This is a genomic window from uncultured Pseudoteredinibacter sp. (genome assembly GCF_947500695.1).
In the GTDB taxonomy this organism is placed as follows: domain Bacteria; phylum Pseudomonadota; class Gammaproteobacteria; order Pseudomonadales; family Cellvibrionaceae; genus Pseudoteredinibacter.
Map to the genome: position 1 here is coordinate 15,175 of NZ_CANMSS010000009.1, position 13,016 is coordinate 28,190.

Annotated in this window: 6 protein-coding genes; 4 read left to right on the forward strand and 2 right to left on the reverse strand. The window is 45.4% G+C overall.

Annotation, left to right across the window (positions count from 1 at the left end; all coding sequences use genetic code 11):
• Positions 1–259: 259 nt before the first annotated feature.
• Positions 260–5,149 (reverse strand): pentapeptide repeat-containing protein, encoded by a 4,890-nt coding sequence (locus Q1A08_RS15610; RefSeq protein WP_299774574.1) that lies wholly within the window; start codon positions 5,147–5,149, stop codon positions 260–262.
• A gap of 213 nt (positions 5,150–5,362) precedes the next feature.
• Between Q1A08_RS15610 and Q1A08_RS15615 the strand changes: the two genes are divergently transcribed.
• Entirely contained in the window at positions 5,363–8,005 is a 2,643-nt protein-coding gene (locus Q1A08_RS15615) for an ATP-binding protein (RefSeq protein WP_299774576.1), read from the forward strand.
• A gap of 270 nt (positions 8,006–8,275) precedes the next feature.
• Positions 8,276–8,914, forward strand: a complete 639-nt coding sequence (locus Q1A08_RS15620; RefSeq protein WP_299774578.1) for a response regulator transcription factor — start codon at positions 8,276–8,278, stop codon at positions 8,912–8,914.
• A 24-nt stretch (positions 8,915–8,938) separates the two neighbouring features.
• Here Q1A08_RS15620 and can read toward each other — a convergent pair whose 3' ends face one another.
• A complete protein-coding gene (gene can / locus Q1A08_RS15625) occupies positions 8,939–9,556 on the reverse strand; it encodes a carbonate dehydratase (protein WP_299774580.1) in 618 nt (205 codons plus the stop codon).
• A gap of 296 nt (positions 9,557–9,852) precedes the next feature.
• Here can and Q1A08_RS15630 point away from each other — a divergent pair, with 296 nt between their 5' ends.
• Positions 9,853–12,087: a TonB-dependent receptor gene (locus Q1A08_RS15630; protein WP_299774582.1), complete on the forward strand. Its 2,235-nt coding sequence runs from the start codon at positions 9,853–9,855 to the stop codon at positions 12,085–12,087.
• Between the two features lie 145 nt (positions 12,088–12,232).
• Complete coding sequence (locus Q1A08_RS15635) at positions 12,233–13,012, forward strand: IclR family transcriptional regulator (protein WP_299774584.1); 780 nt, start codon at positions 12,233–12,235, stop codon at positions 13,010–13,012.
• Positions 13,013–13,016 lie beyond the last annotated feature (4 nt).

Sequence of the window (13,016 nt, forward strand, 5' to 3'; positions counted from 1 at the left end):
CCACCCGTTCCGTCCAGGAGCCTAGTCGCTCCAAATCACTACCCCAAGCTAGAGTCTTAACCCTGTGCTTTTGTTTTGATATCAAATTACACACTTCATAACATGGGTGAAGAGGTTTTTACTTCGTTGACGGACTGATTAAGTCCTATTTCTTCGATAGTAATGTTGGCAAAGCGTTGGACTCATAATTTGATTTTAGATTGCGCCGCCCAATTGGGCGGCTTTTTTGTACTCTATTATTAAATGCCAAACATGAAGATCATTGAACGGAAAGTTTGCGTCTGGCGAAAACACTGATCAGCAAACCCATCACAAACAACAATCCGACCGGCATGGTTGGAATGCCATTAGCACCGCTGCTCAATGCCAACTGGAAGCTGGCCACCTTACCGGCTACGGTATTTGCAGTACCGTCTCTTGGCGTAATCTGGACACCCAGTGGGCGCCCTTGATCTTGCAGGGTCGGTCGATAGCTGGCGGCTTTGGGTACAGACATCGCGTGCTTTGTATGCACTTTAAGTGCCGAAGACTTTTTCAGCGGGCTAGCCGTTATAAACTCCTTCATGCCGTTTACGACTCTAAACCAACGTACCTCTGTGCCCTGCTCTGCATCGCCTTCATCATCTACATAATCAAAGCTTGCTATCAGCTCGCCTCCAACTTCGGGGCTGCCGCTAATTCGTAGGTTTTCAATACGAGGCTCATTGTTGCCATTGCCATCGGCATCAGCGTCCAACAAGTCAGATACAAAGTCGCCGTCTAAATCCGCGGGTTTATCAGCAGCATCTTTGCTATTGGTTTTATTGGCGGCTTCGTCGGCATCACTATAACCATCGTTATCATCGTCGTCGTCGTTGCGATCGGATATTTTGTCGCCATCAAAATCAGCAGGTGTATCGCCAGCGTCTCTTGGGTTGGTGCCGTTATCTTGCTCATCTTGATCGCTGAAGCCGTCGTTATCGTTATCGGTATCGCTTAGATCCGAAATATTGTCGCCATCAACATCGTTGGCCGGCTTGCTTGAAGCATCGTCAGGATCAGTACCGTTGGCCTTTTCGTCGCCGTCACTAAAACCATCGCCATCACTATCAACAAGGTTTTCGATATCGTCGGGTACACCGTTGCCATCGCTGTCTACCGGCTTTTCTGCCGCCGAAATCAAGCTGGTATTTGATTTATGCTCGAAGCCATCATTGATACCGTCTCCATCGCTGTCTGGGTTACAAATATCACTGCCTAACTCGGACTCAAGTTGATTGCTAAGCTTATCGCCATCCGGATCAGCGTTCGCATCACTAGCATCATCTAGGCGTAATCGATAAGCCAAGCTGGCACAGCTTGCCTGACTGACGCTGGCCAATTCAAAGGCATCGTCCATGCCGTCATCATCACTATCGTGGTGGTATGGGTTTGCGCCATTTTGTGCTTCGGCTAAGTTATTGAGTCCATCATTATCATAGTCAGCCGCGGCCTCATAATGTAATCCCGCTGTGCTAATAGCTTCACCGGACACAGGGTTTAGAAAATCGTTAAAATTTCCTAGCTGAAGCTTAGCCTGTACGAAAGCGTTTAAGCGATCTGGAAGGTTTAGATACTGCAGCTCATACTGATCACTTAAACCATCGCCATCAGTATCGGAATCTGCGGGATTGGTTCCTGCCGCATACTCTTCGGCCAGTGTTAAACCATCACCATCACTATCACCCGCTAAGGCTGCGGCATTAGGCATATTGGAGTCGATCGGATTTAAATCCAAACCGGTAAAGGCTTGATGATAGGTCGCCTCAAAGTAGTCATCAAAACCATCGCCATCGCTATCCACAGTATCAGCATTACTGCCAAAGAATGGATGGCTAGCGCAGCCAGGGTTTGGATCTTGGCGATCACCACTGCGATAAGGCAATGTGCTCGACGGTGGTGTACAGGCTTCTGCCTCTTGACCATTTATTAGCTTATCGCCATCAAGATCAGCATAGAACTCTGGGTAGCTGGGTATTTCAGGTCGATCGAAACAGAATGGGAAAGGCTCAGCTACAAGCAAATCAAATTTAACCAAATTCAAACTTGGAAAAGCCAAGAAATCAAAATTAAATAGATCCGGGAAATCAGGAATTGAAGGTAAGCTGATATTAAATCCAGGTAAACTTACATCTGGTAACAATGATTTTAATTGGCTTAGGATGGCCTCAATAATTTTATTGGCCAATTCCTCTAGCTTATCTAAACCTGGGATATTGCTAAGACCTTCTAAAATAGAAAGTACGGAAAAACTTGTAAAACCGGCATCAATACGTATCTCAAATAAGGCGATAAGTTGAGACAAGGGATCAAAAAACGCATAAAAGGCCTCTTCTAAACGCTTTAGCTGCTCTTCAATTTGATCCAATACCGCCATCAATTCAGCAAGATCCGTTGGTGCCGTGAAGGCATCGCGAACTAACAATACTGATTGATCAGTACTGTAAACAATAGTATCTAAGCCAACGTTTTGATCAGCAGCAAAGTTCTTAATACGATCTTCAAGAGCCTGTCGGCCGGAAGGGAAACTGGACAAATCCACACCTGCAGCCACTGAGCTGCGGTCGTAACGATCATTTTGACCAGTAACCATTTTGCTGGCCGTGTTCAAGACTGGATTAAATCCCAGAGGGGCATCAATATTAAAAGTTACTGGCGTACTGCTCACCTGATACTGGGTTACACCGCCAACAATGCCATTTTCTGTATAGACAAAGCTATCGACAGTAGTCCCAGCTGAACCATTACCCGTAGCGATGATCTCTAGGGCATCCATTCCCTTATTGCCTTCGGTATTCGCCGCACAGAAAAATGCATCGCTGTATAGACCATAGCCCTTATCGACATACTGATAGAGGTTGTCACTAGCGCGCTGCCCTTGTTGAGCTTTGTCTCGTAACTTGGCGATTTTTTCGCGCAGGGGTTTAACGCCTTCGTTTTCAACTCGGCCAACGAAGTTTTCTACGCTATCAACGCCAGGTTTAACGGTGGAAATAATCTGTCGAATACGCGCGCTTTGCGCCTTGATAGGCCCCAAGAAGCTGGCCGCCTTTAACATGGTATCGGCACGATCCAAGTCACGCTTAATACGCTTTAGACGGTCGTGCAAACGCTTCACTTTTAAAGTTGCGTCATAAGCTTGACTAGCGTGTACGCGCAACTGACCTAGATCACTATCCAAGTATTCTAAGTTTGAGCTCAGCTTCTCTAATTCCGTACCCAGTTGCACCGCAGAGCCAAAGTTGTTTGAGATAGTTGGGCTAATAGGCTGTCGAGTACTTGGGAAAACAGGTTCACTTGAGGAGTTTACTTTTAGTCCAGCAATCGCAAGAGCGCCTGTCATATCGCTGGCTGTTTGCACCACGATATATCGACCGGTGCGATTAAAGCTATATTTATCACCCCCATTTACCGCTTGCCATGTGAACAGCTCATCATTTTGATTTTCTGCAGGCAAATCTCTTACAGGGTAGCTCATCGGATCCCAGTCGCTGATCAACAATTGTAAATCAGAACAAACGGCCGCAGTACACTGGCTGCCTAGATCTAACTCAACATCGTTGATAAAGAATGTGGCACCAAGGTCGAGTACCCACCAAGGATTGCTTTGATCAGCTCGGGTTTGAGACTGTGTCGTCGCATTGCCATCGATGGCATTTACGGCCGCTCCATTATTATCCACACTGGGCTGGCGAGCATATTGAAAGCTATTATTGAATCGTTCGTCTACCAACTGCGGCGGGCTGTCCACACCGCTACTAATATCACTGGTATCACCAACTAGGCGTCCATCCTCGCCTGTAGTACCAGCGCGTGATTCCCATACAGAGCGATCAATACAGGCATTTTCCGGCTCGGTTTGATCAAAGAAGGTGGCCGACCAAATAGCTCCGCGCATATCAGCTTCACGAAGATTCGCCCTGGAAAAATCAACATCGCTCAGATTTGCCCCAGAAAAGTTAGTATTTTCCGCTTGCGAGCTATCAAAGCTAGCACCAGTTAAATCAGCCTGAGAGAAATCAGCATTGCTGAGCTGAACCCCAGAGAAATTCAAGCCACTTAAATCTCGCCCACTAAAATTACAGAAACTGAAATCGATATTAACATTACTGCTCCCACTATCGGGCAATCGCGTAACATCACAACGCTTCGCTTTATCGACTAGAGCAATATTAAAACCACCACAACTAGGGCGAACGGCGTTTGCAGGCAAAGGCGTGTCAGGAGTTTTAATACCCACCTCACCAATCACGCGGATTTTATTAAACCCTAAACGCTCTCCATCTTGCTTGATCACCCGAATAAATCGCGTCGTACGCTCGACAGGGATATGATAACTGTTCTGCCCAGCTTCTAGTGTAGGCAAGGTAAATCTAGCGATGTAATCAAAATCTTTTGCAATAGATGGATCAACGCTAAAAGGGTAATCTGACAATAAAATGCTTGCACCAGCCAACTCTTGTTCTTGGCCAGAATTTGGTAGTAGTTCTAATCGGCTAATCTCGTAGCTGTTTTTAAAGTCCAATTGCCAAAAATGCCCTTCGCCTGCGCTGCTTCGAAAGCCGCTGCCTGAGATTGCCGCTTCAGCCGAACCAGAAGAACTCGACAGAGGATTTTCCGTTACCGGAGCGGCGCCCATTGGGTATTCATCTCTCAGTTCAAACTGACCAACAATATAAGCGCCAAGATCACCTACTCCTGCTTGCGCAGCTGGCAGAATATCGGGCTCACCGGCAAAGAGCAAATTACCGCTGGCTTCATGTCGCCGCTCACCGGGATCATCGACGATACCGCTAAGCAGATAGAAAATGTTCAAGCCATTATTTTCCACCTTAATCCACTGAAAAGGTGAAAAATCAGCCTGCCCTATATCAACCTCATCCCCGAGGTTATTGCCAGCACGTTGGAACTTCACTGTGCTCAAATCAACTTTTGAAAAATCGCCTTCTAGGGTTCCTCCCAGCACTGTAACATTGTTAAAGCTGTATGAAAGGCTCGGATTCAACGAAATATATTCGCTGAAAAACTCACAATTATCCCAGTTATTCCTTGTAGAATCCCAATTACACGTTGCTGCCATCGAGTTTTCGACAGTCAATAATGTTAAAGCTAAGCCCAGCCACTTTTTCATACAGCGATACCTCTAAGAACCCAGTGTGCATAGCACATCGATAATGGATCGCATTATGGTTACTTAAAATCAAATGTAACTCCCTCACATAGGGGGGTGCATCGGAATCGGCCAAAGATTATGATGTGCTTAAGGTATGGAAACCCACCTTAGTATGAGATATCTAAAAATGGAATAATGAAAATTATCTGGCCGCCGAGATAAGTTAACCCTATGCCCCTACTACATTCGATTAAAGTTTCGACAGCTCGATTTTTTATAGGGCTAGCCCTGAGTTTTTGTTTCAGCCTTGCACAGGGAGACAATGTCAGTGGACAGGGGATATTGATTCTGGATGAGAAGAAACAGCTGAACGCCACTCAGGTCCTTAAGCGATTACTGCAGGCAAACGATAACGAACTCAGCGGAGCTACCGGTTTTCCCAAGCATGAAAACCAATACTGGTTCGCACTGGAACTGAAGCCAAGTACAAAACGACGTTGGGCTGTTCGCTTGGCCAATGCCCATTTTAAAGAAATTGAAGCATTCCTATACAGTAAAGGTCAACTTATTCACCAGGTTCAGAGCGGTTATCAAGCAAGTACCGAAGGACTACATACTTTATCGGTGGACTGGCTCAGCGAACTGCCTATTGAACATGGTCAAACCTACCAGCTTATTATTCGAATAGCCTCCCCCATTGTATCGTCTCTCAATGTTCATTTAGAGAGTTACGATCAAGCCCTCATTTATTCAACGGCCCGCACCAGCTTTCTGTTCTTCTTAATTGGGATATCTCTGTCTCTAGCACTTCATAATCTATTCTTTGGTGCAAGTGTGCGAGATGTCAGCCATATCCTCTATGCTATTCATTCCCTATTCGGGGTTTTGTTTATCATCAGCGCTTACGGTTTATTCAAGACAGTGTTCGGTTTTTATGATTATGAGCTCTATTTTTATAAACCCGCCAGCGTAGGTGTGCAATTATTTGGAACCTGGTTTTGTTATGTCTTTTTCCAAGTCCCAAGGCGCTTGCGCGAACTCGACTGGGCTTTCAAAGCGCTCATCATATTCTACGTTTTACTGCTAGTGGCCTATCCATTTATGAGCCGCGATGCATTTAGCATCGCCTCAGCAGCCCCGCACCCAATTTTCGGCACACTTATGATAGTTTCTGCTGCCTGGGCTTATATTCGAGGTTTAAAACCCGCTCTTTATGTTTGCATTGGGTGGATTGCACTCATCGCTGGATCGACGTTTCCGGCTCTAGTCACCATTGGTCTGGCACCCGGCTTTGAAAGCATTTTGATGGTGGGCCTGTCTTGTCACGTCTTTGAAATGTACATGCTGTCGCTGGCTATTTCTCAAAAATTTAGATCTATCCAGTTAGACAATATTGCGGCAAAAGAAACCGACAAATCTCGATCAGCATTCATCTCTTATTTTAGCCACGAAGTAAAAACACCCATTAACGGTATACTAGGGCTAATCAAACTGCTAAAACAAACACCACTGGAACCCCTTCAAAACAAATACGTCGAGCAAATTAATCGCAGCGGACATCAGCTTTTACAACAACTTAACAGTGTTTTGCTACTGGAATCGGGTCGGCAACAACAAACCAAAACACAGGCCACCTCCTTGTTAGATATCTTGGACTCTTCAGTTTCTCTTATTCAGGGTCTTTGTGATGAAAAGGATATCTTGGTGGAATATCTGATTGAACCCAATGTCCCCACAGTTATTGAAACAGACCCTGACCTTCTACAGCAGCTAATCAATAACCTTTTAAACAATGCAGCCAAGTATACTGATAGCGGAGAAATTAAAGTTGTCTGCAGTGGCAAGTACCTAGAACAAGGCGATATGGCTCTATCTTTTGCGGTAAGTGATACTGGAATCGGCATTCCTTATGAAGATCAAGATCGAATCTTTCATAGCTTCACCAAGGCGAGTAATAACGATCATAATCACCTTGTGGGTACCGGCATGGGCCTTGCTATCGTGAATAACATCAGTGAGCGCCTAGGCGGGCACATTGAGTTCACCTCGACTCCTGGAAAAGGCAGTACTTTCGAATTTCATTTAAAGGTTCGAATCGCAGCGCATGGAAATGGTATTGATAAAAGCCTTTCTGTACTGTTAGTCGATGATATCGAGCTAAACAATGAAATTATTTCCAGCTTACTAAAAGGCGCGGGACATATCGTTTATAGCACTACCGATCCCAACGATGCGCTTGCGGCTGCAGAAAAGCATGAATTCGATGCAATTTTGTTGGATATTCATATGCCCCTTATTTCTGGGCAAGATCTAATGTCAAAACTTCGTGGTGCTGGCGCAAACTGCGCAATAGTAGGAATTAGCGCAGGCCTCACTCCAGAGCTTAGCGTGCAGCTTCAACAAAAAGGCATGGAATTATTAATGGAAAAACCTTTTTCCTTGCCAATATTTTACAGTTTGATTCAAAAACACCAAACAGGGTTTAGCTCTGATATCTCCGAGCAACGATACGATATCCAATTCATTAACGATATCGCGCAGTACAAAACAGCCATCGAGCTCAATGACTTCTTTAAGCGCTATCAAAAAAGCTGTCTTGAGCTGTCCAATGACTTGGAACAACTTGCTATCGCTAAAAACACTATCGAGCTGGCCGCTTGCAGCCACCGTTTGGCCGGCCTATGCGCTGCGCTCGGTATCTTAGATTGCGCCAAAAAGGCCAAACAGTTACAGCAGCTAAGTGAGGGGGAAGCTGATGGAGAGGCTGTTCAGTGGAGGGCAATTGATATTGCCATTAAACAGTTTCAACATCGACTGAAAAACGGACTTAGCTGGCTGAGCCAACAAGTTGAGCAAAAAGCCTACGCGAATTAGTGCAAGAAAATGCCTCAATGCTGTGCAGCCTCCCTTTGCTGCACAGAATAAGTACTGCGCGCTATATTGAAACCATAGGAATCCATACAAAAACTAAAGTGCTAGTGACACAAGCTTGTAACAAGCGCTTTTTTTTCCACTCTAATCCCATCATAATGTCTTCGTAATCTCTTGTAGTCGTTTATCTTTTACGGCCTTTGTACTCTGGACCGGAAGATTTAACGAACGCCCATCTATGTGCTGGGTATTTTTTGATGTACGGATGTATCGATGAACATTGAACAATGCTTGATTGTAGAAGACGAACTGCTTTTTCAAGATTTGATGAAAAGTTATCTTCAACAGGCACTCCCCAACACTAAACAAGCTTTTTATGCCAATAACATGGCCGAAGCAACACGATTGCTTCAAAAACACCCACTTCAACTGGCAATAATCGACATTAGCTTACCTGATGGTCGAGGCTGCGAACTAATCCCAAAACTAAAAGAAGCCAACGAAGAAATTCTTTGTGTCATCGTCACCATAGCCGACGACGAAGAAACAGTTTTTGAGTGCTTACAAATGGGAGCCGATGGCTACCTGCTTAAAAACGAGCCCGGCAGTGTGTTAATCGATAAGCTGCAAGATATCGTCAATGGCGCACCTCCGCTTTCTGGCGATATATCCAAAAAGATACTGCAGCACTTCAGACAAATTGATAAAAAGCAGAAAAGTCACGATTTAACGCCTCGAGAGTCTGAGATTCTCTCGCTGATCTCTAAAGGCCTGAACCGTACAGATATTGCTGAATTACTAGCACTATCGCACTACACCATTGCGGACCACATTAAATCGATCTATCGCAAGCTGGGTATCTCTTCTCGAGCAGAAGCGACACGCTTAGCCATCGAGCTTGGTATTGAGTAAAACCAAGCTCGGCGCCTTTTGAAACTAACTTTCGGGAGACAGCTCTGAAGAATCAGAGACGCACATATCCAGGTCGTTCAGCACACCATTATTGATATTGTAAATCCAACCATGCACTGAAAGCACCTGCCCTTCACTCCAGGCATTTTTGACTACACTGGTATTTGCCACGTTGCGCACCTGCTCCATCACGTTGAGTTCACACATACGATCAATACGCTCGGCCTCAGACAGTTTATCCAGTTCATCTTTATGGAAGCGGGCTACGTCTTTAATGTGTCGTAACCAGTTATCGATAAGGCCGTGGCTCTTATCTTCCATCGCGGCCATCACACCGCCGCAGCCATAATGGCCACAAATGATCACATGTTTTACCTTCAATACTGCTACTGCGTAATGCAATACCGACAGCATATTAAGGTCGGTGTGAACCACAACATTGGCGATATTTCTATGCACGAAGACTTCACCAGGCGGCAGGTCTACCAAGGTATTAGCCGGCACTCGGCTATCTGAGCATCCTATCCAAAGGTAATCTGGCGCTTGCTGCTTGGAGAGTCGGCTAAAGAACTCGGGGTCTTTATCTTTGATGGATTCAGACCATTTTTTGTTGGCCTCGAATAAGTAACTGAGCTTTTTCAATGGATTAATTCTCTTATGTCTAGGTTCACTCAATGAATTGAGTCACGGCTGCCTAGGCGAACATTCTACTAAACCCGCCTCAAATAAAAAATACACATATAAAGTGGTCGTATTATGGACACTTGCATTAAAAGATTCGCCTCATTACCATCCTTTCGTCCAAATTAAAAACAAACAGTCCATATTATGGACTCCAGAATAATAAATAACGAATAAACAACTAATAAGCAATCAATAAGCGACCCAGCGGCAATCAGCTCGACGCCCACATAACAGACTATAAGGAGTGGCCTGCTATGAAAAACCTGTTCCCTAAAACCCTCTTGGCGAGCATTATCGCCAGCCAAATCAGTATTGCCCACAGCGCGGCATTGGAAGAGATAGTGGTAACCGCAACCAAGCGTGAACTCGGTATGCAGGATGTGGCCATCGCTATATCGGCTCTTTCAGGGGAATCACTGGAAAACAAAGGTGCTACCGACTTCGAAAGCTATGCTCGCCTTTTGCCCGGGCTTTCCTATGTGGATGCAGGTTCAGGCAAGAAAAAGCTAACCGTACGCGGCCTTTCAGACGGCACTGAGTTTGATGCACAGCTGCAGGCTACCACTTCAATCTATTTTAATGATATTCCTCTCACCAGTGGTGTAAGTGCGCCCGACCTTCACATGACCGATATCGCTCGTGTTGAGCTACTTAGGGGCCCACAAGGCACCCTCTATGGTGCCGGCTCTCTAGGCGGAACACTGCGCATTATTACCAATGAGCCTGTACAGGGCGAGTTCCAGGGCAAGATTGATGGCAGTTACGGCGCGACCAAGTCTGGCGATCCAGCTACCGTTGTCAATATGATGATGAACATACCGCTTAGCGATAGCTTAGCTTTGCGTGCGGTCGCTTATAAGAAAGACGATGGCGGTTTTATCGATTACACCCACGCACGAGTAAATGAAGAAGATGCCAATGACATCAGCACCAAGGGTGGCCGCCTAGCCTTGGCTTATGAGCCTAATGATCAGCTGAAAATAAACGCCAGTTATATTTATCAAGAATCAGACGTTAACGGTAAGGCGTGGTTTAACCCAGGCAGCGACCTGAGTATTGACGCTCCTGTAAAAGATGAACAATTAGATACCACTAAAATCTACAACTTCACCATTGATTATGATTTCGGTGACATCGCGCTATACGCCTCATCTAGCTACTTTAATGGGGATAACGATTGGGTATTCGAATATTCTGAAAACGCTTACCTTGCTCTTAAGCCGATATATGATTTCTCTGGTATCGAAGCCATTAGCCCACATCATTTTAATGAAGAGTTTGATATTTTTGCTCAGGAAATTCGCCTGCAATCCGTTGACGACGGCGCTTTTCAATGGACAGCGGGCTTGTTTTATCAAAAAGATAAAGTTGATCATGAGCAAGTCGTTGTGGTGGATAACTTAGGCGGGTTGCTTGATGTTCTTGGGGTACTACAGCCAGGCATTAGTGGTGCCTTAGTAGCACCTGGTGGCCCATTCTATGTTGGCGATGAGGTGGTCTACCGCAATCAAAACGATTTCCAGATAGAACAGAAAGCCATTTTTGGTGAAGCCAGCTACGCCTTCAATGATCAATGGTCTGCAACCATAGGGCTTCGTGTTTTTGAAACTGAAATCAGTGATGTGGGTAGTAGCCGTGGTATTCAGAATCTTTTAACCGGTCGAGTGGGAACACCACCAGGAATCAGTACCGGCTCAGTATCGTCAAGTGAAGACTCAGTAAATCCAAAATTTGAAGTGAGCTTTCGACCTGATGATGATCGCATGATCTACGCGCTCGCCTCTAAAGGCTATCGTATTGGTGGCGCCAACTCAGATATCGCTGTCGCCAGTGGCGCCCCAGCACAGTACAAATCGGACAGTTTGTGGAACTATGAACTCGGATTCAAAACCCAATGGATGGACAATCAACTGCGCTTAAACGGCGCCATCTACTATCTGGATTGGAGCGATATTCAAACCAAATCTCTACTCAGTAATGGCTTTGGTTACATTGATAATGCTGGCTCTGCATCGATTACCGGCTTTGAGCTTGAAGGTGCCTGGCAAATCGATGATATCTGGTCAGTAGATTTTGGCTTCGACATAAAAGAAGCTCAGCTGGAAGAAGACTATATCAGCGCCGGAACCCAACAAGGTGCCGATGGCGATCGCCTACAAGGTGTTCCAGAGTTCAGTTATAACTTTGCTATCAATTTTGACAAAGATATCGCCGATGATATGGCATTACGAGGTTTGCTTGCATATCAATACGTCGATGAATCATTTATGGAGTATGAGTTTGTAGCTGGCCCGCAGCATCGTATCGGCGACTATGCCGTACTCAGTGCCAACATTAACCTTTTGTTAGGCGACAATATTGAAGTAGGCCTTTTTGGTAAAAATCTAACCGATGAAAGAGCGCGTACGACAGCAATAAATGTTGTTGATGAGCGAGTGTTTACAATTCGCCCGCGAACCATTGGTATGAATTTCAAATACCAGTTTTAATAGCTAAAAAAAGTAGTGGTACAGTGGCGACAATTGGTCGCAAGCTACAAGGATGCTAGCTTGCGATCTTTCTTTTGCACAGTAACAATAGATAGAACGTATATGAGATCAATAACAATAATTTCAAAAATTCTCAAGGCCAACTATGAGTGAAGCTGATAATAAACCCACGGCGGTTGATAAAGCCCTTATTCTCTTAGATTTAGTTGCGCAACTGAGTCAACAAGGGCGAGTGCGTATTGTCGATCTTGTTAATAGCTCGGGCTTTCAACGCCCTACGGTGCATCGTCTTATGAGCACTTTAAAAAGTCATGGTTTGGTCACCCAAGATGAACAAGGCTTCCAACTCGGCGGTAAGGTATTGTCTTTAGCCGCTCAAGCCTATAACACCATGGATATTCGCCGGTTAGCCAAGCCTATTATGATGCAATTCTCAGAGCTAACAGGTTTAACTATTCATCTCGCAATCCTTGATGGCAATGAAGTTGTCTACATTGACAAGATTGAAAGCCGCCATCCCATTGTATTAGCGTCGGGCATTGGCTGGCGCGGCAAGATGCACTGCACTGCACTTGGCAAAGCCATGATGGCGTTCGCCGAGCGAGACAATCAAAGGCTCTCCTTACAGGAGCCAATGGAAGCCAAAACCGAACACAGCATTACTAGCGCTGAAGATTTACGAGCCGCGTGGCAGGAAATTAAAAAGCAAGGCTATGCCATTGATGACCGTGAAAACGAAGTAGAGATTCGCTGTGTAGCCTCCGCTATTTTGGACCACAATGGACGCCCACTTGCCGGCATTAGTATTTCAGGCACCACTTCCCAGGCCAGCATGGAAGATGCCCAAAGTAACGGCCAAGAATTAGCACAAGCTTGCTTGGCTTTAAGTCGCGAACTGGGCTATCGCCCTAAACCTATATTCTAGAGAA

Coding starts and splice junctions, on each gene's coding strand:
- Q1A08_RS15610 (WP_299774574.1), bottom strand. CDS start 5,149: ATGAAAAAGTGGCTGGGCTTAGCTTTAACATTATTGACTGTCGAAAAC.
- Q1A08_RS15615 (WP_299774576.1), top strand. CDS start 5,363: ATGCCCCTACTACATTCGATTAAAGTTTCGACAGCTCGATTTTTTATA.
- Q1A08_RS15620 (WP_299774578.1), top strand. CDS start 8,276: ATGAACATTGAACAATGCTTGATTGTAGAAGACGAACTGCTTTTTCAA.
- Q1A08_RS15630 (WP_299774582.1), top strand. CDS start 9,853: ATGAAAAACCTGTTCCCTAAAACCCTCTTGGCGAGCATTATCGCCAGC.
- Q1A08_RS15635 (WP_299774584.1), top strand. CDS start 12,233: ATGAGTGAAGCTGATAATAAACCCACGGCGGTTGATAAAGCCCTTATT.